Annotated in this window: 21 protein-coding genes; 20 read left to right on the forward strand and 1 reads right to left on the reverse strand. The window is 60.3% G+C overall.

The window, feature by feature from the left end; translation table 11 throughout:
* The first annotated feature begins 8 nt into the window (after nt 1–8).
* From lptE to ACMG4M_RS13590, 4 genes are all read left to right on the forward strand, one after another.
* Nucleotides 9–518 carry an LPS assembly lipoprotein LptE gene (lptE, locus tag ACMG4M_RS13575; RefSeq protein WP_414430199.1) on the forward strand — a complete coding sequence of 170 codons (510 nt, stop codon included), beginning with the start codon at nt 9–11 and terminating at the stop codon, nt 516–518.
* A complete protein-coding gene (holA, locus tag ACMG4M_RS13580; protein ID WP_414430200.1) occupies nt 518–1,519 on the forward strand; it encodes a DNA polymerase III subunit delta in 1,002 nt (333 codons plus the stop codon). The genes lptE and holA overlap by 1 nt, the downstream gene beginning before the upstream one ends.
* Nucleotides 1,520–1,564: 45 nt before the next feature.
* Nucleotides 1,565–2,113: a DJ-1 family glyoxalase III gene (locus tag ACMG4M_RS13585; protein WP_414430201.1), complete on the forward strand. Its 549-nt coding sequence runs from the start codon at nt 1,565–1,567 to the stop codon at nt 2,111–2,113.
* 97 nt (nt 2,114–2,210) lie between these two features.
* On the forward strand, nt 2,211–3,065 hold the full coding sequence (locus tag ACMG4M_RS13590; RefSeq protein ID WP_414430202.1) for a class I SAM-dependent methyltransferase: 855 nt from the start codon (nt 2,211–2,213) through the stop codon (nt 3,063–3,065).
* 166 nt (nt 3,066–3,231) lie between these two features.
* Here ACMG4M_RS13590 and ACMG4M_RS13595 read toward each other — a convergent pair whose 3' ends face one another.
* Nucleotides 3,232–4,521 carry an alpha/beta fold hydrolase gene (locus ACMG4M_RS13595; RefSeq protein WP_414430203.1) on the reverse strand — a complete coding sequence of 430 codons (1,290 nt, stop codon included), beginning with the start codon at nt 4,519–4,521 and terminating at the stop codon, nt 3,232–3,234.
* 228 nt (nt 4,522–4,749) lie between these two features.
* Between ACMG4M_RS13595 and ACMG4M_RS13600 the strand changes: the two genes are divergently transcribed.
* The 16 genes from ACMG4M_RS13600 to ACMG4M_RS13675 all read left to right on the forward strand — a co-directional run bounded on the left by ACMG4M_RS13600 (nt 4,750) and on the right by ACMG4M_RS13675 (nt 20,242).
* Complete coding sequence (locus ACMG4M_RS13600) at nt 4,750–6,006, forward strand: glutamate-5-semialdehyde dehydrogenase (protein ID WP_297770421.1); 1,257 nt, start codon at nt 4,750–4,752, stop codon at nt 6,004–6,006.
* Nucleotides 6,006–6,689 carry a nicotinate-nucleotide adenylyltransferase gene (gene nadD / locus ACMG4M_RS13605; RefSeq protein ID WP_414430204.1) on the forward strand — a complete coding sequence of 228 codons (684 nt, stop codon included), beginning with the start codon at nt 6,006–6,008 and terminating at the stop codon, nt 6,687–6,689. Before ACMG4M_RS13600 ends, nadD begins: the two co-directional genes overlap by 1 nt.
* Nucleotides 6,679–7,035, forward strand: a complete 357-nt coding sequence (rsfS, locus tag ACMG4M_RS13610; RefSeq protein ID WP_035250109.1) for a ribosome silencing factor — start codon at nt 6,679–6,681, stop codon at nt 7,033–7,035. The genes nadD and rsfS overlap by 11 nt, the downstream gene beginning before the upstream one ends.
* Complete coding sequence (rlmH, locus tag ACMG4M_RS13615; protein WP_414430205.1) at nt 7,035–7,505, forward strand: 23S rRNA (pseudouridine(1915)-N(3))-methyltransferase RlmH; 471 nt, start codon at nt 7,035–7,037, stop codon at nt 7,503–7,505. Before rsfS ends, rlmH begins: the two co-directional genes overlap by 1 nt.
* Before the next feature lie 27 nt (nt 7,506–7,532).
* Nucleotides 7,533–9,419, forward strand: a complete 1,887-nt coding sequence (mrdA, locus tag ACMG4M_RS13620) for a penicillin-binding protein 2 (RefSeq protein ID WP_414430206.1) — start codon at nt 7,533–7,535, stop codon at nt 9,417–9,419.
* Nucleotides 9,416–10,561, forward strand: coding sequence for a rod shape-determining protein RodA (rodA, locus tag ACMG4M_RS13625; RefSeq protein WP_414430207.1), 1,146 nt, complete (start codon nt 9,416–9,418; stop codon nt 10,559–10,561). The genes mrdA and rodA overlap by 4 nt, the downstream gene beginning before the upstream one ends.
* Nucleotides 10,562–10,704: 143 nt before the next feature.
* Nucleotides 10,705–11,751 (forward strand): lytic murein transglycosylase B, encoded by a 1,047-nt coding sequence (mltB, locus tag ACMG4M_RS13630; protein WP_297770411.1) that lies wholly within the window; start codon nt 10,705–10,707, stop codon nt 11,749–11,751.
* Nucleotides 11,748–12,620 carry a septal ring lytic transglycosylase RlpA family protein gene (locus tag ACMG4M_RS13635; RefSeq protein ID WP_414430208.1) on the forward strand — a complete coding sequence of 291 codons (873 nt, stop codon included), beginning with the start codon at nt 11,748–11,750 and terminating at the stop codon, nt 12,618–12,620. The genes mltB and ACMG4M_RS13635 overlap by 4 nt, the downstream gene beginning before the upstream one ends.
* A gap of 185 nt (nt 12,621–12,805) precedes the next feature.
* Nucleotides 12,806–13,966 carry a D-alanyl-D-alanine carboxypeptidase family protein gene (locus ACMG4M_RS13640; RefSeq protein WP_414430209.1) on the forward strand — a complete coding sequence of 387 codons (1,161 nt, stop codon included), beginning with the start codon at nt 12,806–12,808 and terminating at the stop codon, nt 13,964–13,966.
* Nucleotides 13,967–14,036: 70 nt separating this feature from the next.
* Nucleotides 14,037–14,909 (forward strand): D-amino acid aminotransferase, encoded by an 873-nt coding sequence (locus ACMG4M_RS13645; RefSeq protein WP_414430210.1) that lies wholly within the window; start codon nt 14,037–14,039, stop codon nt 14,907–14,909.
* A gap of 3 nt (nt 14,910–14,912) precedes the next feature.
* Nucleotides 14,913–15,182, forward strand: a complete 270-nt coding sequence (locus ACMG4M_RS13650; RefSeq protein WP_297770400.1) for a YbeD family protein — start codon at nt 14,913–14,915, stop codon at nt 15,180–15,182.
* A gap of 232 nt (nt 15,183–15,414) precedes the next feature.
* The gene (locus ACMG4M_RS13655) at nt 15,415–15,717 is read left to right on the forward strand and encodes a hypothetical protein (RefSeq protein ID WP_414430211.1); all 303 of its coding nucleotides are present in this window, start codon (nt 15,415–15,417) and stop codon (nt 15,715–15,717) included.
* A gap of 371 nt (nt 15,718–16,088) precedes the next feature.
* Nucleotides 16,089–16,778, forward strand: coding sequence for a lipoyl(octanoyl) transferase LipB (gene lipB, locus ACMG4M_RS13660; RefSeq protein ID WP_414430212.1), 690 nt, complete (start codon nt 16,089–16,091; stop codon nt 16,776–16,778).
* Between the two features lie 16 nt (nt 16,779–16,794).
* Nucleotides 16,795–17,775: a lipoyl synthase gene (lipA, locus tag ACMG4M_RS13665; protein ID WP_035250131.1), complete on the forward strand. Its 981-nt coding sequence runs from the start codon at nt 16,795–16,797 to the stop codon at nt 17,773–17,775.
* 141 nt (nt 17,776–17,916) lie between these two features.
* Complete coding sequence (gene dacB, locus ACMG4M_RS13670; RefSeq protein ID WP_414430213.1) at nt 17,917–19,425, forward strand: D-alanyl-D-alanine carboxypeptidase/D-alanyl-D-alanine-endopeptidase; 1,509 nt, start codon at nt 17,917–17,919, stop codon at nt 19,423–19,425.
* A 148-nt stretch (nt 19,426–19,573) separates the two neighbouring features.
* On the forward strand, nt 19,574–20,242 hold the full coding sequence (locus tag ACMG4M_RS13675) for a glutathione S-transferase family protein (RefSeq protein ID WP_035250253.1): 669 nt from the start codon (nt 19,574–19,576) through the stop codon (nt 20,240–20,242).
* Nucleotides 20,243–20,268: the final 26 nt, after the last annotated feature.

Here is a 20,268-nt window from a genome sequence, read left to right on the forward strand (position 1 = left end):
AGGCGGTTATGACATCCAGCTTGCGCGCCACATCCCGTCTGACCCTGCTTCTGGTGCTGGGGCTTGTCCTCAGTGCCTGCGGCTGGCAACTGCGCGGCACCACCAGCACACCGTCCATGGAAACCCTGACGGTCAGTGGCGCCTCCACGGAGCTGCGCTACACCCTGGAGGACGAGCTGGAAGACCAGGGCGTGCTGGTCCACAACGAAGCACCCTACATCCTGGTCATCGATGACGAAGACTGGATGCGCCGCACCTCGGCGGTGGATGCCCAGGGTCGCCAGGCGGAAATCGAACTGCGCTACACACTGCGCTGGCACATCAAGGACCGCAAAAGCGGCGCCCTGCTGACCACGCCAACGCGCATGATGACCCTGCGCAACCTGCCCTGGTACCCGGAAAACGCCACCGCCTCCTCCGACGAGGAGCAACTGGTCCGTGACGACCTGTTTCTGGACATGGCCTACCGGCTGATCAACCAGATCGCCGCTGCCTCCGAGGGCTGGGAGACCTACTGATGCGTCTGCGCCCGGAGCAGCTCGGCAAACACTTGGCCGATCGACTGCTGCCCGCCTACCTGGTAGCCGGCGATGAGCCGCTGCAACAGGGCGAGCTGCTTGACGACCTGCGCCGCGCTGCTCGCGATCAGGGCTTTGACGAACGTCACCGTTTCTCCTCCGACACCGGCATTGACTGGAATTCGCTGCTCAATGAATCCCAGAGCATGAGCCTGTTCGGCGGCCGCCGGATTCTCGAACTGGTGCTCAACGACAAACGACCGGACAAGGCCGGCAGCCAGATCCTCCGTGATGTTCTGGCCAATCCCGGTGATGACACCCTGTTATTGATCCGCTGCTCCCGGCTGGATCGCCGCAAGGACTGGAACAGCGCCTGGGTGAAAGCCCTGGACGCAGTGGGTGCGGTCATCGAAGTCTGGCCGGTGGAAGGCGCCGGCCTGCGCAACTGGCTGCAGGATCGCCTGGCCAGCCGCGGACTCAGTGCCAGCGAAGACGCCTTGGCCCTGCTGATCGAACGCAGCGAAGGTAACCTGCTGGCCGCCGCCCAGGAAGTGGACAAACTGACCCTGCTGGTGGAAGACGGCCAGGTGGGACCGGAAGACGTGCAACAGGCGGTGGGCGATTCCAGCCGCTACTCGCCGTTCGATCTCACCGAAGCCACCGCCCAGGGCAATGCCCAGCGGGTGCTGCATATCATTCAGACCCTGCGCGCCGAGGGTGTGGAGCCGCCAGTGTTGCTATGGGCCCTGAGCCGCGACATCCGTATCCTCGACGGCATGCTCAGCGGCGGCCCACCACCCCGCTTGCCCCCTCAGCGGGTACGCGCCATGCAAGCCCAGGCCCAGCGCCTCAACCCGCAACATCTGAAGGCCGCCCAGGCCAGCGCCATCCGCGCCGACCAGTGCGTCAAGGGCATGGCCAAAGGTGATCCATGGCAGTACATCACCTCGTTGGCACTGCGCCTTGCAGGACATCCGCTACCGCGTAGCATGGAACGGTAAAGGCCGCTGCAAACGACAAGCTTCAATCTGCAAGGAGCTGGAACCATGCCCACCACCCTGATCCCCATCGCTGATGGCAGCGAAGACATCGAGACCGTCACCCTGATCGACGTGCTGCGCCGGGCGGGCGTAGAGGTAACCGTGGCCAGCGTCACCGGCAGCCCGCACATCATTGCCGCACGGCAAACCCGCATCGAAGCTGATGCCCTGATCGACGATGTGATGGCACAGGATTTCGATCTGATCGTGTTACCCGGTGGCATGCCCGGAGCTCAGGCCCTGGCCGACAGCGACAAATTGATCGATAAACTCCACGCCCAACGAGACAGCGGACGTCTTTACGGCGCCATGTGCGCCGCCCCCGCGGTGGCCCTGGCGCCCCACGGCCTGCTCGATGGCGTTTCCGCCACCGGCCACCCGGGCTTTACCGATGCTCTGCCGGACAAAAGCAGAATGGAAGAACGAGTAGTCCGTGACGGCCAGTGCCTGACCAGCCGCGGCCCGGGCACCGCTCTGGAATTTTCTCTGACGTTGGTAGAAACCCTGTGCGGCAGGGAAACGCGCGATGCGGTGGCATCGCCCATGGTTCTTTGAGCCCTGAAACCACCGGCAATTTGGCACAAATTGCCATCACTCAATGGCATAATTCTGCTAGCCTGTCAGGCTTCAGCCATAACCAGCCAGAACAACAATGAGTGAACCCCGGGATACTTCTTCCATCAGTTTTACCGCCCTCTACACCGGCCACGTGTGGACCCGCGACGGCATCTCCGCGCCCTTCTTCCGCACCAAAGGCGGTGCCTTCCTGTATGGCGCCCTGGCCCCCTTCGAGTACGTGGGCCGGCATATCGTCGGTGGCAACATCCGCACCTTTCTGTTGCAGCGCCACCACCTGATCGACCACCGGCTGCATCAACTGATCGACGACGGCGTGACCCAGGTGGTGGAAATCGCCTGCGGCCTGTCACCCCGGGGACACCGTTTCTGTGAGCAGTACCCGCAACTTACCTACATCGAAACCGACCTGCCGGACATGGCCCTGCGCAAGCAGCAACTGTTGAAAGAACACGGCGTGCTGAGCGAGCGCCATCGCGTGCAGCCTATCAACATCTTCGCCGAAGACGGGGAACTCAGTCTGGATCATGTGCTGGCCCAGCTGGATCAGAGCAAACCTGTGGTAGTGATTACCGAAGGGCTGGTGAATTACTTCCCGCTGGCGGTGATTTCCGACTTCTGGCGCAAACTGGCCAGCGCCCTGGAAGCATTCCCCCAAGGCACCTACCTGACAGACAACTACCCGCTCTACAAAGGCATGCCCTTCTACCGGACCCTCAAGGTACTGGGGAACATGCTGGGCACCGTGTCCCGCAGCCAGGTCGGCTTTCACTTCCACTCCGACATGGAAGCCGTGGATCATTTCCATAGCCTTGGCTTTCACAGCCTGACCATCCACAACCCGACCGACTACTACGATCAGCTACCGATACCCAAGACGCGGGGCAATCCGATGGTGAGGATCATGGAAGGGACGGTTGGATCTAATTGATAGTTGATAATGGATAATTGATAACGTCGCGAGCCAATCTCGCAGTTATCCTGAACGGCAAGAGGCCGCGTCCAATGGCTTGGGCGCGGCCTCTTTACTTTCAGATTATGACTGCGCTTGGTCGCGCAGTTATCAATTATCCATTATCAACTATCAATTGCTTCTTTCATCCATAAATCCGATGCACATTCCCCTCGCTGTCCTGGCGCAGAAAATATTCGCTGTCTTTCAGCAGCTCGGTGAAACGTTCTGCCGCCTGGATGTTGCCGTGCTTGAACAGGCAGCGCAGGTAGCCGGCACCATCGTAATCGAATACCAGCAGCTCCAGTTTCAGCTCCGGACTCTCCATGTAGAGCGTGCAGTCACGGGCGTGGTCGGCAATGGAGAAGCCGGGCTCGCTGAGTTTGATCAGGCAGCCGAAGAAGTTGATATCTACCACCTGCACCGGCTTGTTGAACCGGAAGCGGTCGCCCACCCGGGATTCGCTGGTCACGTGGCCATGATTGTTGCATGGCACCAACCGCTCGGCACGGCGCCGCTCGATGCGGTTGCACTCGCCTTTGCCGAAACGACGGATACCTTGCACGGTGTCCAGTGATTCGCCGCGCAGGAAAGTGGAGAACAGATCCAGGGACACTTCCCGCTTTTCCAGCTGCGGCAAATGATCCGCTCCCTTGATCAGGGTGAACTGGGCATTGGGACATTTTTCAGCGAAAGAGGCGTTTTCCCAGGGCAGGGTAAAACTGTCGAACTCACCGGTGGTGACCAGCGTATCGCACTCCGGATAGCCCAGCAGACCTTCCACGGACAACAGCCGGCGGCCATTGATCTTGTAGCGCTCACGCTCGTTGTCGGAAAGCCGCTTCATCTGCCGATAGAACAGCTTGCGGGCGGTGGGCGTAATACCGGTTTCCTTCATCTTGTCGTAGTTGACCAGATAGAGCACCACTGCCTGACTGAACTCATCCATGCGACCCTGTTCCAGGACTCGCACAGATTCCTCCACCAGCATGCGCCAGCTTTTGCGCGGCCGGGTGACGATACCTGCCACGATCAGCTTATCGGTGGCCTCAGGATACTTGTAGGCAAAGGTACTGGCCACCGCAGAGCCCAGCGACAGCCCCATTAGGTGCACTTTTTTCAAGCCGGTTTGGCAGGTGAATTCGTAAAGCAGGTCTGCCAGATCCTCCATGCTGAGGTCCGGGGCGATCTGTGTGTTGTTGCCCAGGGATGGCAGGTCCACCAGCACCACCGGAAAATCCTGGTAGATGCGTTCGACACAATATTTGTAGGAGGTAAAATTCTGGAAGGCACCACCCACCACCAGCAACGGCGGTTTGTGGGCATTGTCCGGATGCGAGAACGCCAGGTAATCAATACGCCACTGACCTACCCAGAGCTGAAACGGGGCGGCTTTAATGGCGGAGCGGGTATATTCCTGGTAGCGAATGGCCATAAGTGTCTGGCTCCGTTCAAGTTTTTTCTTGTTGTATCGGCTACCCTTTACCCGTCAGGATGAGGCAGTCCGTGTTGCGCCACACAAACAGTACATTCGTACCACAAAATCAAGGATTTAGGCCCTATTGTGTAGCAAAGGTTTTCAATTCTTCACCATTTGTGTGCAAGCGTAAAGAGCCGGTTGTCGTTATAATCCACCTCTTGACCACTTTCAGCTTTGAGAATTATGGATATCCAGCAATACATGCAACGTCTTGGCGAACAGGCCCGTACGGCCTCTCGCGCCATGGCCCGGGCCAGTTCCGGTGACAAGGACAAGGCCCTGGCTGCCATAGCCGGCGCTCTGCGCAGCCACCGCAACGCGGTACTGCAAGCCAACCAGCAGGATCTGGATAAGGGACGCGAAAGCGGCCTGGATGCCGCCCTGCTTGATCGCCTGGAACTGACACCGGCTCGTTTTGACGCCATGGTGGAAGGCCTGGAACAGATCATTGCTCTGGCCGACCCAGTGGGTGTGATAACCGACCTGGCCTATCGCCCCTCAGGGATTCAGGTCGGCAAGATGCGTGTACCGCTGGGTGTCATCGGCATTATTTACGAGTCCCGCCCCAATGTGACCATCGATGCGGCAGCCCTGTGCCTGAAATCCGGGAATGCGGCCATCCTGCGTGGCGGCTCCGAAGCCATCAACGCCAACCAGGCCATCGCCGAGTGCATTCGTGTGGGCCTGCGCGAAGCCGGCCTGCCGGATACTGCGGTACAAGTAGTGGAAACCACCGACCGGGCAGCGGTGGGCGAATTGATCACCCACCCCGAGTATGTGGACGTTATCGTACCGCGAGGCGGCAAGGGCCTGATCGAGCGCATCAGCAATGAGGCGCGGGTACCGGTGATCAAGCATCTGGATGGCAACTGCCACACTTATATTGATGACCAGGCGGATATTACCAAGGCCATCAACGTGGCCTACAACGCCAAAACCCAGCGCTACGGCACCTGCAATACCACCGAAACGCTGCTGGTGGCCAACGCCATCGCCCAGCAGGTACTGCCCGAACTGGCTGCCAAATACCGCGATGCCGGTGTGGAGTTACGCGGTTGTGAGAACGTTCGCAGCATTGTCGAGGGTATCCAGGAAGCCACCGAGGCCGACTGGGGCGAGGAATACCTGGCGCCGATTCTGGCGGTGAAGCTGGTCAAGGATCTGGACGAGGCGATTGATCATATCAACCGTTACAGCTCCGGCCACACCGAAGCCATCGTCACCGAAAACTACACCCGGGCGCGGCAGTTCCTCACCGAGGTGGATTCCAGCTCAGTGATGGTGAATGCCTCCACCCGTTTCGCAGACGGTTTCGAATACGGGCTGGGTGCGGAAATCGGTATCTCCACGGACAAGATCCACGCCCGTGGACCAGTGGGACTGGAAGGCCTGACCAGCCAGAAGTGGGTGGTGCTGGGCGACGGCCACATCCGCCAGTAGTGCGCGCCACTCACGACACCACACCGCTGGTGCTGTTCGGCGGCACCTTCGACCCCGTCCACCGGGCCCACATCAGTGCGGCCCGGTCGGTGTCCCGGGTGCTCGGCAATGCCCCCGTGCATTTGCTCCCCAACGCGGTGCCGCCGCATCGCCCGCAACCCCTGGCCGATGGTGAACAGCGTCTGGCCATGCTGGAGCTGGCCTGCGCGGACCACCCCTGCCTGATTCCCGACGACTGGGAACTGCAACAATCCGGCCCCAGTTACAGCCTGCTGACCCTGCAACACTACCGTGCGCAGATCGGTAATCGTCCGCTGGTGTTCATGATCGGCGCCGACAGCTTTGCCAGCCTGCATCACTGGCACCGCTGGCAGGACTATGCAGACCTGTGCCACCTGGCGGTGGTACCGCGCCCGGATAGCCCGCAGGCAACAGACACGGTGCTGGCCACCTTCCCGGAAACGCAAGCCGATCGCCTCATGCGTCACGCCAACGGTCTGCGCCTGATGCTGCAGGGGCCGTTTCTGGATGTGTCCGCCACCGCCATTCGTCAGGCGCTGGCAGAAAAAGGCGATTGCCCGGCCCTGGAGCCGGCAGTTGTTGCCCATATTCACCGCCACCATCTGTATAATGTGGCGAAATCCTCTTCCCCCGAATCAGACACGAGGCCTCATGAGCGCTGACACCCCGCTACTGCAACTGGTTATTGACGCACTGGAAGAAGTCAAAGCCCAGAACATTACCCAACTGGACGTGCGTGAAATCACCAGTGTGGCCGACAACATGGTCATTGCCAGCGGCACCTCCAATCGCCACGTGAAAGCGTTGGCAGACAATGTATTGGAAACCGCAAAAGAAGCGGGTCACGAGCCTCTGGGCAGCGAAGGCCAGGACACCGGCGAGTGGATTCTGGTGGACCTGGGCGATGTCATCGTGCACCTGATGCTGCCCGCCACCCGCGAGTTCTATGACCTGGAACGCCTGTGGCGCAATCCCCAGCATCACCCGGACCGTGAAAGCAAAGAGTAATGCGTCTTTTCCTGCTGGCGGTGGGCACCCGCATGCCCGCCTGGGTCACCGAGGGCTTTGCCGAATACCAGAAACGCATGCCCCCGGACATGCGTCTGGAACTGGAAGAAATCCCTCTGCCGAAACGGAGCAAGGGGGATACCGCCAGCCAGGTTCGCAGCGAGGCTGACGCCATCCGCAAACGCCTGGAAAAGTACCCCGGCGCCAAAATCGTGGCACTGGAAGTTAACGGGCGAGCGCTGGACACCCCCGCACTCAGCCGTAAACTGGGCGAACTGAAAGATCTGGGTCAGGATCTGGTCCTGTTGGTAGGGGGGCCGGACGGCTTGTGCCCGCAATTGTCCGCCAGCGCCCACGAGCGCTGGAGCCTGTCGACCCTGACCCTGCCCCACCCGCTGGTGCGGGTGCTGTTGGCCGAACAGCTGTACCGGGGCTGGACGCTGCTCACCGGGCACCCCTATCATCGCTGACCTTCGCCCCCTGACACAGACGCCACCATGCGCCGACCTTTAACACTGAAAGATCACCACCACGAACAGCGTATCTTCAGCGTGCGCCTGGTCGTGGCTGTCTTTCTGGTGTTGCTGCTGACCCTGATTCTGGTCAGCCGGATGATCTGGCTACAGGTGATCCAGCACAGCCGCTATACCACCCTCAGTGACAACAACCGGGTACAGACCCTGGCGGTATCACCACCGCGGGGGCTGATCACCGACCGGGACGGCGTTATTCTGGCCGAAAACCGGCCCGACTTTTCCTTGGAGTTGATCATTGAGCAGGCCGGTGAGCTGGACCAGCTTATCGGCGAGCTGGGCAAGTTGATCGAGCTGGACGAGGGCGATCTGGAACGCTTCCAGAAACGCCGCCTGACAGCGCGCCGCCCCTGGGAACCGGTGCCACTGCGCGGCCGTCTCAGCGAAGAGGAAATCGCCCGACTGGTCGTCAACCAGCATCGCCTTCCCGGCATCCGCATTTCCGCCGATCCGATCCGTCATTACCCCCATGGCATTCTGTTCTCCCACGTATTGGGCTATGTAAACCGGATCAACGCCCAGGATCTGGAGGCCATGACCCTGGACGAACAGCGCGACTACGCCGGCACCCACTTCTATGGCCGCTCCGGTATCGAGCGTTTCTACGAGAACCAGCTCCACGGCCAGGTGGGCTACCGTCAGGTGGAAACCAATGCCCGAGGGCGCATCTTGCGTGTCCTCGAAGAACAACCCCCGGTACCGGGCGAAGACCTGCGCCTGCGCCTGTCCATGCGCGTACAAAAGGCGGCCTACGATGCGCTGGGCGATCGGCGTGGCGCCGTGGTGGCTATCGACCCACGCGATGGCAGCGTGCTGGCCTTTGTCAGCCGTCCCGGTTTCGATCCCAATCTGTTCGTCACCGGCATTTCCTACAAGGATTACTCCGCCTACCAGAGCGACCCTGACAACCCGCTGTTTAACCGCGCCCTGCAGGGCCGTTACCCACCCGGCTCCACTATCAAGCCGATGCTGGGCATTGCCGGCCTGGATGCCGGCGTCACCAACTGGCAACGCACCATCTCGGACCCCGGCTATTACCAGTTGGAAAACGATCCGCACCGCTACCGGGACTGGAAACGCTGGGGCCATGGCCGCGTCGATCTGCACAAAGCGGTGGTTCAATCCTGCGACACCTACTTCTACGATATGGGTTTCAAGCTGGGCATTGCCCGCATGCATGAGTACATGAGTCAGTTTTCCCTGGGGGCACCGACCGGCATCGACCTGTATAACGAATCCAGCGGTATCATGCCCTCCAAGCAATGGAAGCGCGCTTACCGCAACCGGCCCTGGTTTCATGGCGATACCATTAACGCCAGCATCGGCCAGGGTTTCGTGCTCACCACACCGTTGCAGCTGGCCACCGCCACCGCCATTACCGCCAGCCATGGCAAGAAGGTGGTGCCGTCTATTGCCGGTGAAAAACAATCGGTGGAACGCACCGGCATCACACTGAATGATGAAAGCAACTGGGAAAAAATGACCGACGCCATGGTCGCCGTCACAGGCCCCAGAGGTACCGCCAGGGTAATGGCCGTAGACGCCCAATATGCCATTGCCGCCAAATCCGGCACCGCCCAGGTCTTCTCCGTAGGGCAGGACGAAACCTACAACGAGGACGAACTGGCCGAGCGAATGCTCGACCATGCCCTGATGGTCTCCTTTGGCCCTGCTGAACAGCCCGCCATCGCTGTGGGCGTATTGGTGGAAAACGGCCGCCACGGCGGCTCCACCGCCGGTCCCGTGGCCCGCCAGGTCATGGATGCCTGGCTGCTGAATGAAAACGGAGAGCTGGAGGTCCCGCCGGTGTTTGAAGAACACCCCGCACCTCCCGCCGAGGTCAGTCCATGAGTCAGCGCGAATACCTCCGTCAGATGCCAGGCCAGACCGGCGCCACCCTCTCCCCGGGGTTGGCCATGCGCCTGCACCTGGATGCGCCCCTGCTGGCCGGCCTGTTCGTGCTGATGCTGGGTGGGCTGGCGGTGCTGTACAGCGCCGGCGGCGAAAGCCTGGAAATGGTCATTCGCCAGTGCATTCGTTTCAGCGCAGGGCTCACCGCCCTGTTCCTGCTGGCCCAGATTCCGCCGCGCAGTTACCGCTTCTGGGCTCCTTTCCTTTATTGCGGAGGGCTGGGCCTGCTAGTGCTGGTGTTGATTGCCGGCACCGAGGCCAAAGGCGCCCAGCGCTGGCTCAGTATTCCCGGCATCGGCCGTTTCCAGCCAGCAGAAGCCATGAAGCTGGCAGTACCCGCTATGGTGGCCTGGTATTTCAGTGAGCGCACCCTGCCCCCCAAACTGCTGGATGCGCTGGTTGCCCTGGCACTGCTCGGCGTACCGGCGGCCCTGATCGGCATGCAACCGGATCTCGGCACCGCCATTTTGATTGCCGCCAGCGGACTGGTGGTGCTGTTCATGGCCGGGTTGTCCTGGCGACTGATTGCCGTGGCGGTACTTCTGGTAGTAACCGCCGCACCGCTGATGTATTTCTTTGTCATGCACGACTACCAGCGCAACCGGGTCGATACCTTCCTCAACCCGGAAGCGGACCCGCGCGGAACCGGCTGGAACATCATCCAGTCAAAAACCGCTATTGGCTCTGGTGGCGTGGATGGCAAAGGCTGGCTGGACGGCACCCAATCGCGTCTGGACTTCCTGCCGGAGTCCTCCACCGACTTTATCCTGGCAGTACTGAGCGAAGAATTCGGCCTGGTGGGTGTCAGCGTTCTGCTGATGATCTACCTGGTGATTGTCGGGCGAGGCTTCTTTATCAGTTGGCAGGCACAGGAGACCTTTTCACGCCTGCTTGCCTCCAGCCTGACGATGACATTTTTTATTTATATTTTTGTGAATATAGGCATGGTGTCCGGACTCTTGCCCGTGGTGGGGGTACCGCTACCCCTGATCAGCTATGGCGGCACCTCCATCGTTACCCTGCTGGCCAGCTTCGGCATGCTGATGTCGATCCACACCCATCGGCGGCTGATGAGTTACTAGCCGCGAGGAGCGAAACCCTAAAAAAGATGGTTTTGCTCTTCGCTGCTTTCAACTGGCAACGCGTTTCTCGCCTTTTGCATTCAGCCGGGCACCAAACCGCTCTGACACGGTCTATGGGAATAATGAAAACAGGAGATCACCCTTTGCGTCGTTCCTACCAGGCCATTCTGGCCGCAGCACTGTCATTCACGTCCCTGCCAGCCCTGGCAGAGCACACCTGCCCGGAAAACAATGATTACCTGCAGCGAGATCTGGCCAAGACCATGATCCGCGAGCTGGTTTCCGAGGGTGGCGATGAAGCGCGCATCCGCCAGGTGCTGGGCAGCGCCCAGTGCCAGCCCAAGATCCTGGAATCCATCGCTCGCCCGGCAGAAAGAACCCATACCTGGGCCACCTATCAGAAAATCTTTCTGCAAGAGAGCCGCGTGCAAAAGGCGGTGGAATTTTCCCGCCAGCACGCAGACACCCTGGCCCGTGCAGAACAAACCTACGGCGTCCCCCGGGAAATTATTCTTGCCATCATCGGGGTGGAAACCCGCTACGGTCAGCACATGGGCACCTATCGTGTCGTCGACGCCCTGGCCACCCTGGGGTTTGACTATCCGCCCCGGGCCAGCTTCTTCCGCAAGCAGCTGAAAGCCCTGTTCGAACTGGAACAGCAGGCCCATATCGACGCCGACACCATTACCGGCTCCTATGCTGGCGCCATGGGTTACGGACAGTTCATTCCCACCAGCTACCAGGCCTATGCGGTAGATTTCGACAATGACGGGATCACCGATCTGGTCAACAACCCGGTGGATGCTATCGGCTCGGTGGCCAACTATTTCCATGAGCATCGCTGGCAGCCGGGTCACCCCGTGGCCGCCCGCGCCCGGGTGGAAGGGAACGGCTATCAGCCACTGGCGAAAAAAGGCTACAAGCCCTCCTTCAATCTGGACCGCGCTGGCCAGGCGGGTGTCACGGCAATCAGCTGTCAGGGCAGTGGCGTGATCAGCGAATACTGTTTTGATCTGCCAGGAGACACCCGCGTCGCCCTGTTGGACCTGGAGGGCCTGCAGGGCACCGAGTTCTGGCTGGCCACTGATAATTTCTATGTCATTACCCGCTATAACCACAGTCGCCTGTATGCCATGGCCGTGCTACAACTGTCCCGAGACATCGCGGCAGCCCTGGAGAGCCCACAATGATGCGACTGGCTTGTGCCGTAGCCACCTGCGCCCTGCTGAGCGCCTGCGCCACCAGCCCCGGGCCATCCTCGTCCGGAGGCCCGGTTAATAACGGTGCGCCGGGCTCGGACCGTTACAGCATGGCCCAGGACACCCCGCCCGAAGAACGGCGCGACATCTCGCAACTGCCGGAACCGGTACCCAAGAACGAGCCACGCAGCCGTTACGGCAACCCGGACACCTACAGTGTCTGGGGCAAGACCTATCGGGTACTGCCCAGTGCAGAGGGTTACCAGGCTGAGGGCCTGGCCTCCTGGTACGGACAGAAATTCCATGGCCACCGCACGTCCAGCGGTGAATCCTTCGACATGTACCGGTTCACCGCCGCCCATCGCAGCCTGCCTCTACCCACCTATGCCCGGGTTACCAACCTGGATAACGGCAAAAGCTTGGTGGTCCGTGTCAACGATCGGGGCCCCTTCCATGAAGATCGCATCATCGACCTGTCCTGGGCCGCCGCCGTTCGGCTGGGTATAGAAGACGCCGGCACCGGCCGGGTCAGGGTGGAGACCATCAGTGCCACCCCGGCGCCCAACACACCGACCAGCAAGGTACCCACCGCAGTCCGCGCCGCAGTGGACAGCCCGCCACCGAACGCCGCCAGTAATACCCGGCTGTTCCTGCAAGCGGGAGCCTTTCAGGATCGTGCTGCCGCCGAGCGGATGCAGCAGACCCTGCTTGAAGAGCTGGGACTGGGCAGTGAGATTCGCTCGGTCAACGCGCTACACCGGGTCTGGATCGGCCCCTATGCGGACGATCAGCAGCGCCAGCAGGTGCGCCAGAGCATGGCCGACGCGGGTTTCGAGCGGCCTGTGCCGGTCACGCCCTGAGGTGTTTGCGCAAACTAAGCCGTTCCTCCGGTTAACAGCTCGGTTGCGCTCCTCTAGAATGCAGCCATCCCGTGATGTCAGGGGACGTTTTGCCCTTATCTCTGTCTAAGACGCTCAGGGCTTCCCCCTCGACTCACAAATCCCTGAATTTTCAGGCCGACAAGGACACAACAGGCAGGAAATCCATGCGCCCCCAGTCGTTTCGCTCCACCCTCTTTATCGTATTTGCCATTATCGGCACTCTGATTTCCGTGCAGGCCCAGGCGAACACCGTGCCTCGCGCCCCTCAGATTGATGCCCGTGGTTATCTACTGATGGATGCCGCCAGTGGCAACATCATCGTCGAGCACAATGCCGAGCAGCGCCTGCCCCCGGCCAGTCTGACCAAGATGATGACCGCCTATATCGCCGAGGCTGAACTGCAGAAAGGCAACATTTCCGAACAGGATATGGCGCCTATCAGCGTGCAGGCCTGGAAAATGGGGGGCTCGAGGATGTTTGTCCGCGAAGGCACCCGGGTGTCCGTGGGGGAACTGCTGCGCGGCATCATTATCCAGTCCGGCAACGATGCCAGCGTGGCCATGGCGGAATTCATCGCCGGCTCCGAGGATGCCTTCGCCGATCTGATGAACCAGCACGCCCGCCGTCTGGGCATGAATGACAGCCACTTCGTCAATTCCACCGGCTGGCCCGCCGAGAATCATTACACCACCGCCCGCGACATGGCCCTTCTGGCTCGCGCCATTACTCGCGACTTTCCCGAACACTACGACATCTACGCGGAAAAGGAATATACCTACAACGGGATCACCCAGCAGAACCGCAACCTGCTGCTATGGCGTGACCCCAGTGTGGACGGCCTGAAAACCGGCCATACCGAGGAAGCCGGTTATTGCCTGGTGTCTTCCGCCAAGAAAGACGGCATGCGTCTGATTACCGTGGTCATGGGCACCGACTCCGAATCCGCCCGCGCACGGGAATCCCAGAAACTGCTCACCTACGGTTTTCGCTTCTTTGAGACCTACAAGGCCTACAGTGCCGGAGACATCCTCGACACCGTGGATGTCTGGATGGGCGAGAGCAAACAGCTGCGCCTGGGCCTGGCCGAAGACCTGGTTCTGACCATTCCCCGTGACAGCCATGAAAGTCTGAAAGCCGAAATCACCGTGAACCCGCAACTGAAAGCCCCCATCGCGCAAGGTCAGCAATACGGCACCGTGACGGTACGCCAGAACAATGATGTACTGATGGAGAAGCCGCTGGTGGCCCTGGAGAACATCGAAGAAGCCGGTATCTTTACCAAGCTCTGGCATCATGTTCTGCTGTTCTTCAAGGGGTTGTTTTAAGCACGCCTGACGCTCGACGCCTGACACCCCGCTGGCGGCACCGGGTGTCAGACTCGTCAAAGGAAACGACATGTCCCAGGTCTATCTCAATGGCGCTTTCATGGCGCTGGAAGAGGCACGGATCTCCCCAATGGATCGGGGCTTTTTGTTTGCGGACGGCATTTACGAAGTGGTTCCGGCCTACAACAGCGTACTGTTCCGTTTTGACCAACACCTGGAACGCCTGGAACGCTCCTTGCGGGAAGTGGAAATCAGTAATCCCCATGACCGCCAGCAGTGGCAGGTTCTGTGCGAGGAACTGATTGCACGCAATGGCGGCGGCAACCTGTCTGTGTATCTACAGATCACTCGGGGCGCCGCCACAAAACGCGATCATGCCTTTCCCGAGCCGCCGGTTGCCCCCACCGTTTTCATGATGACCAGTCCCATTGCCGTGCCCGCCGCCGACAGCCCGGACACCGCCAGCGGGGGCAAGGCAATCACCCGGGATGACACCCGTTGGGCCCGCTGTGACATCAAATCCATCTCGCTGTTGCCCAACAGCCTGCTGCGTCAACAGGCCGTGTCGGCCGGCGCCATGGAAGCCATTCTGCTGCACGATGGCTTCGTCACCGAAGGCTCCGCCAGCAATGTCTTCATCGTGCACGACGGTGTGATCGTTACCCCACCAAAAAATCATGCCATTCTGGGCGGCATCACCCGCGACCTGATAGTAGAATTGTGCGGACAACATGGCCTGCCCTTCGCGGAAAGGGAAATCACCGAGGCAGAACTGCGTCAGGCCGATGAGATCTGGATTACCAGCTCCACCCGGGAAGTCGTACCGATCACACAACTGAACGAGGCGGCGGTTGGCGATGGCAAGCCTGGCGCCATGTGGAAAACAGTGGCCCGCCACTATGTGGATTTTAAACGCCGCCTGTGCGGCCTGGAGCAGGAGTAACCAATGGCGATTCAGGAACATCTCTGGGAATTTCCCCACGACATGCAGCTCAAGGTCATGGGCCTGACGGACTCACCGCTGGAAACCGCAGTGATCGAGATTCTCGAAATGCATCTGGAGGATTTTGACGCCGACAAACATCTGGCGAGCAAACCCAGCAGTAAAGGCAACTTTGTCTCGATCACCGCCCAGGTGACCATGCGCAACCGCGAACAGGTGGAAGCGATTTATAAAGCGCTCAATGAGTGCCCCCATGTGAAGATGAGCCTCTGATTCCGGCAAACCAAAGCCATTCCTGAAAGAGCGGGTGCAAGCCATGACGGCGTTACCTCTCACCCGCTACTCGCTTCTCGCTCCTTTTTACCTGTGACTGGCCATCGTCCTCATTACACAAATTAACCCTCGGTCACAGCCCGACACGCAAGCCTCACCAAGCCACCATTGGTTTGGCACCTGCGTGCCCGTATCGTGATTCTTATAAGAAGAACGTAACGGGATCACAAAAATGAAAATGCTGACCTTGCTGTGCTTGTGCAGTTGCTTGCTTATTCTGGTCGCAGCTGATCTACCGAGCCACACCCCCCAGGTTGTCCATACCTCCACCATGCCCAATTCTGCGGACATTATTCCGACCATGCCGCGCAGCCCGCATATCCAGCAAAGCGTGCATGGCACCCCCGTTCATTTCGACGCCTTTGAAACCATCAAACTCCGCGAGCAGGACCAGGACGGTATCGAGTTCGGCATCAGCGTTCAGGAACTGAATCTGCATCTGGTAAACCAGAGGACAGGGAATCGCCTGATATAGGCTAGTTATTCTGGTTCGATCGTTGTTACCCCGTAAGGGGTCTGCCTTAAGCCCGGCTTTGCCGGGCTTTTTTTATGTTAGCTGCACGCGACAAGCGTCAACACGTCGCTGAGCGTGGGTCGAGGCCTCTGTGTAGGAGCTATGCTTGCATGGCGAACGGGTTGGGCTGGCACCGAATCGGCATGATCTGGATGGACCTGTCGAGCTCTGAAATTCCTGATCGCCCTCCGGTCGATTTCCGCGCAAGCGCGGTTCGCACCTCAAGAGGTACTCCTACAGCGGCTTCGCAGAAATGCCGAGGTTCAGGCCTTTCCCTATCCAACAAGCGTAGCTTGTAGCTTGTAGCTTGTAGCTGCCTTTATACTCCCCCCATGAACGACGCCTTGATTCGCTATTTCCCCCGGGTGGATTACACCCCCTGCTGGCAGGCCATGCGCACGCTGACCGATGACCGTACCGTCGACACTGCCGACGAGCTCTGGGTGCTCGAACACCCCCCCGTGTTCACCCTGGGTCAGGCCGGCAAGCCGGAACATGTGCTCAATGCCGGGGAGATCCCGGTGGTCAACAGCGACCGTGGCGGACAGGTGACCTACCACGGCCCCGGGCAGACGGTGGTCTACCTGATGCTGGACATCAAACGCCTGGGGCTCGGTAGTCGGGGGCTGGTCAGCGCCATCGAACAGGGCATCATCGATTTTCTGGCCAGCCACGGCATCAACGCCGCGAACCGGGACGATGCTCCCGGTGTCTACGTCAACGGTGCCAAGATCGCCTCTCTGGGGCTGCGCATCCGCCGGGGAGCCAGCTACCATGGCCTGGCCATCAACCGGGACATGGATCTGTCACCCTGGCAGCGCATCAACCCCTGCGGCCATGTGGGCCAACCCATGACCACCCTCAGCGAGCAGGGCGTGGTGCTGGATCGTCACACCATGGAGCAGCAACTGGTGACGTTATTAGCCAAACGTCTGGGCCTGATGCCACGGACAGCGCCCGCGCCCGACTGGTACAATGACATTTCCGAATTTCCGCCGGCCCAACACAGCCCGGCACCCTGACAGTAACGGACACCCCATGAGCGAGCAGGCACAGGCCAAGCGCAAGGTTCAGATCGGCGACAAGCTGCGTGGCGCGGACAAGGTACGCACCATTCCCATGGTCAACGAAGAGACCGGCTACCAGCGTAAACCGGACTGGATTCGCGTACGCGTTCCCGCCAACGGCGAAATCCAGCGCATCAAGTCGATGCTGCGCGAGCAGAAGCTGCATACGGTCTGCGAGGAAGCCGCCTGCCCCAACCTGCCAGAGTGTTTCGGTGGCGGCACCGCCACCTTCATGATCATGGGTGACATCTGCACCCGTCGCTGCGCGTTCTGTGATGTGGGCTTCGGCCGCCCCAACACGCTGGACCCGGAAGAGCCGCTGCACCTGGCAGAATCCGTGGACAACCTGGGCCTCAAGTATGTGGTGATCACCTCCGTAGACCGGGATGATCTGGCCGACGGTGGCGCCGAGCACTTTGCCGAATGCATTCGCCAGGTACGCTCCCGCACCCCGCAGACCAAGATCGAAATCCTCACCCCGGATTTCCGTCCCTGCCTGGATACCGCGGTGGATATTCTGGTGGAAACAGCCCCGGATGTGTTCAACCACAACATCGAGACCGTCCCGGAGCTGTACAAACACATTCGCCCCGGCGCCCGCTACCAGCATTCGCTGGACCTGCTGCAACGCTACAAGGCCCGCCGTCCGGACGTGAGCACCAAGAGCGGCATCATGGTGGGCCTGGGCGAGACCTACGAGCAGGTCATCAACACCATCAAGGACCTGCGTGCCCACGATGTGGACATGCTGACCATCGGCCAGTACCTGCAGCCCAGCAAACACCATGCCCCGGTGGACCGTTTTGTCCACCCGGACGAATTCCGCGACTACGCCCGTGTCGCCAACGAGCTGGGTTTTCGCTCCGTGGCATCCGGCCCCATGGTGCGCAGCTCCTACCATGCGGACCTGCAACACAAGGGTATTGATGTCGGCATGCATAAACCCGACTGATCTCTCACCATCATGAGTACGCAACCGGCGATGAAATTTACATTTCATCGCCACTCCCCCGCTGACCCGGCACCGGCTTTGGTTTAGTCTAGGCCCAGTCGAGTTGTTCTACTTTCTGCCATTCCGTGGCCAGGTCCGCTAATGTCTCACCCAGTTCCCTTCAGGGCGCGCTTTTTCCAGTTATTCCCCGCCCTGTCATGCCTCGTCCTGCTTGGCGCCGTGGCCGCCACACCGGTCCATGCCGGTGCCCCTACGCCCTTGCTGGCACCGGTACTGGAGGCCGCCAGAAACCTGAAATTGGCAGACGAGCATCTGGCAGTCACCGCCATCCCCTTGAACGGCCCCGGGGACGCCCGCTTCCTGAATGCGGATATGCCCTTCAATCCCGGCTCGATCATGAAGGTAGTGACCACCTATGCGGCGCTAGAACTGCTTGGCCCTACCTACCAGTGGCATACCCGCCTGTACACAGATGGCACGATCAGTGACAGCACCTTGCACGGCAACCTCTACTTTGTTGGCAGTGGCGACCCGAAACTGACTGAAGAGCGTCTCTGGCTGCTGATGCGCGAGTTGCGCGCCATGGGCATCGCCCATATCCAGGGTGACCTGGTACTGGATGCCAGCGCCTTCAATCTACCCAACGGCATCCCCGATTTCGATGACGATGGCGACAACCCCAACGCCCCCTTTCTGGTTAAGCCCCATGCCCTGCTCACCAACCTGAACGTATTGCGCATTCGTACTCGCGCTGATGCAAGGGGCATCCATACCTGGACCGAGCCCACCCTCAACGGCGTGGAGATCGATAACCGTATGGTCTTCAAAGACTATGGTCACTGCCCACGACGCTACCAGTTCGACTACGAGCCGACGCTGACCGATAGTGGCCATACCCGCATCACGCTCACTGGCGTCTTGCCCAAGGGCTGCTCCACCAGCAGCTACCTGTCGGTGATGGAGCAGGGTGACTACACCGGCGCCCTGCTCACCGGCCTCTGGCAGCAACTGGGCGGCACCCTCACCGGCCAGATCCGCCAGGGCCTGCGGCCCCGTGATGTCGATACCGAGCTGCTGGCCACCACCTCCTCGCGGGATCTGGTGACGATGGTTCGCGACATCAACAAGTGGAGCAATAACGTGATGGTGCGCCAGTTGTTCCTCAGCCTAGGCGCCAAATACCGTCAACCCGGCGATCGGGACGACCTGGCCGCAGCGGAAAGAACCATCCGGGAATGGCTGGAAGCCAAGGGCATACTGAGCCAGGGTATCGTTTTCGAAAACGGTTCCGGGCTGTCCCGGATAGAGCGCATTTCCGCACGACAGATGGCCAGTCTGTTGCAGCAAGCCTGGGAAAGCCGCTTCGCCGCCGAGCTGATTGCGTCCCTGCCGCTGGTGGCCATGGATGGCACCATGCGCCGCCGGCTGGGCAAAGCGGGGATGGCCGGCATGGGCCATATCAAAACCGGATCGCTCAGGGATGTTCGCTCCATTGCCGGCTTCACCCGTGACGAAAACAACACCACCTGGGCGGTGGTGGCCATGGTCAACCACAGCCAGGCCTGGCGCACGGAAACCATCCTCGACTCGGTGATCGAACAGGTGCATCTGGCAGCACGCCCACCCAGTATCGATACGGCCGGACACTGACGCCTGACGCAAATCAGTGTCAAGGCGTCTTTTGCCGTCAAGCTTACTTCCTGCTGTCTTTGCCCTGTGTCGACCCCCTGGCGTCAGGCATTCCTGTCACACCAAGTCTGCTATGCTGCCCGGCAACATCGTATTTGCGAGGCAGCCCATGATTACCCTTCACCACCTGGAAAATTCCCGCTCCCTGCGTATCGTCTGGCTACTCGAAGAACTGGGGCTGGACTACGAGATTCGCCACTACGCCCGCGACAGCAAAACCATGCTGGCTCCGCCGGAACTCAAACAAGTGCACCCACTGGGTAAATCCCCGGTAATCACCGACGGTGACATCACCGTGCCTGAGTCCGGCGCCATCATCGAATATCTGATACAGCGATACGGCAACGACAGCTGGAAAATCAGCGCCGACGACCCACGCTGGGTGCAGGAACGCTACTGGCTACACTACGCAGAAGGCTCGCTGATGCCCCTGCTGGTGATGAAGCTGGTATTCAGCCGGATTCCCAAATCACCCATGCCCTTTATCGCCCGCCCGGTTGCCAAGGGCATCAGCGGCAAGGTCATCGGCACCTTCATCGACCCGCAACTGGAAAACCAGCTTGCCGTTATCGAAGCACACCTGGGCACCCACAGCTGGTTTACCGGTGACACCCCCAGCGCAGCGGATATAATCATGAGCTTCCCACTGCAGGCGGCCTCCGCCCGCGCAGACCTGAGTCAACTACCCGCCATCCAGCGTTTTCTGCAACAGATGGAGGCGCGCCCGGCCTACCAGCGGGCCGTGGAACGGGCGGGCCCGCTGACGCCCATGCGTTAACAGGCACCATTACACCGGAACAACGC

The organism is Alcanivorax sp. IL3 (assembly GCF_047495465.1).
In the GTDB taxonomy this organism is placed as follows: domain Bacteria; phylum Pseudomonadota; class Gammaproteobacteria; order Pseudomonadales; family Alcanivoracaceae; genus Alcanivorax; species Alcanivorax jadensis.

Coding starts and splice junctions, on each gene's coding strand:
- lptE (WP_414430199.1), top strand. CDS start 9: ATGACATCCAGCTTGCGCGCCACATCCCGTCTGACCCTGCTTCTGGTG.
- holA (WP_414430200.1), top strand. CDS start 518: ATGCGTCTGCGCCCGGAGCAGCTCGGCAAACACTTGGCCGATCGACTG.
- ACMG4M_RS13585 (WP_414430201.1), top strand. CDS start 1,565: ATGCCCACCACCCTGATCCCCATCGCTGATGGCAGCGAAGACATCGAG.
- ACMG4M_RS13590 (WP_414430202.1), top strand. CDS start 2,211: ATGAGTGAACCCCGGGATACTTCTTCCATCAGTTTTACCGCCCTCTAC.
- ACMG4M_RS13595 (WP_414430203.1), bottom strand. CDS start 4,521: ATGGCCATTCGCTACCAGGAATATACCCGCTCCGCCATTAAAGCCGCC.
- ACMG4M_RS13600 (WP_297770421.1), top strand. CDS start 4,750: ATGGATATCCAGCAATACATGCAACGTCTTGGCGAACAGGCCCGTACG.
- rsfS (WP_035250109.1), top strand. CDS start 6,679: ATGAGCGCTGACACCCCGCTACTGCAACTGGTTATTGACGCACTGGAA.
- rlmH (WP_414430205.1), top strand. CDS start 7,035: ATGCGTCTTTTCCTGCTGGCGGTGGGCACCCGCATGCCCGCCTGGGTC.
- mrdA (WP_414430206.1), top strand. CDS start 7,533: ATGCGCCGACCTTTAACACTGAAAGATCACCACCACGAACAGCGTATC.
- rodA (WP_414430207.1), top strand. CDS start 9,416: ATGAGTCAGCGCGAATACCTCCGTCAGATGCCAGGCCAGACCGGCGCC.
- ACMG4M_RS13635 (WP_414430208.1), top strand. CDS start 11,748: ATGATGCGACTGGCTTGTGCCGTAGCCACCTGCGCCCTGCTGAGCGCC.
- ACMG4M_RS13640 (WP_414430209.1), top strand. CDS start 12,806: ATGCGCCCCCAGTCGTTTCGCTCCACCCTCTTTATCGTATTTGCCATT.
- ACMG4M_RS13645 (WP_414430210.1), top strand. CDS start 14,037: ATGTCCCAGGTCTATCTCAATGGCGCTTTCATGGCGCTGGAAGAGGCA.
- ACMG4M_RS13650 (WP_297770400.1), top strand. CDS start 14,913: ATGGCGATTCAGGAACATCTCTGGGAATTTCCCCACGACATGCAGCTC.
- ACMG4M_RS13655 (WP_414430211.1), top strand. CDS start 15,415: ATGAAAATGCTGACCTTGCTGTGCTTGTGCAGTTGCTTGCTTATTCTG.
- lipB (WP_414430212.1), top strand. CDS start 16,089: ATGAACGACGCCTTGATTCGCTATTTCCCCCGGGTGGATTACACCCCC.
- lipA (WP_035250131.1), top strand. CDS start 16,795: ATGAGCGAGCAGGCACAGGCCAAGCGCAAGGTTCAGATCGGCGACAAG.
- dacB (WP_414430213.1), top strand. CDS start 17,917: ATGTCTCACCCAGTTCCCTTCAGGGCGCGCTTTTTCCAGTTATTCCCC.
- ACMG4M_RS13675 (WP_035250253.1), top strand. CDS start 19,574: ATGATTACCCTTCACCACCTGGAAAATTCCCGCTCCCTGCGTATCGTC.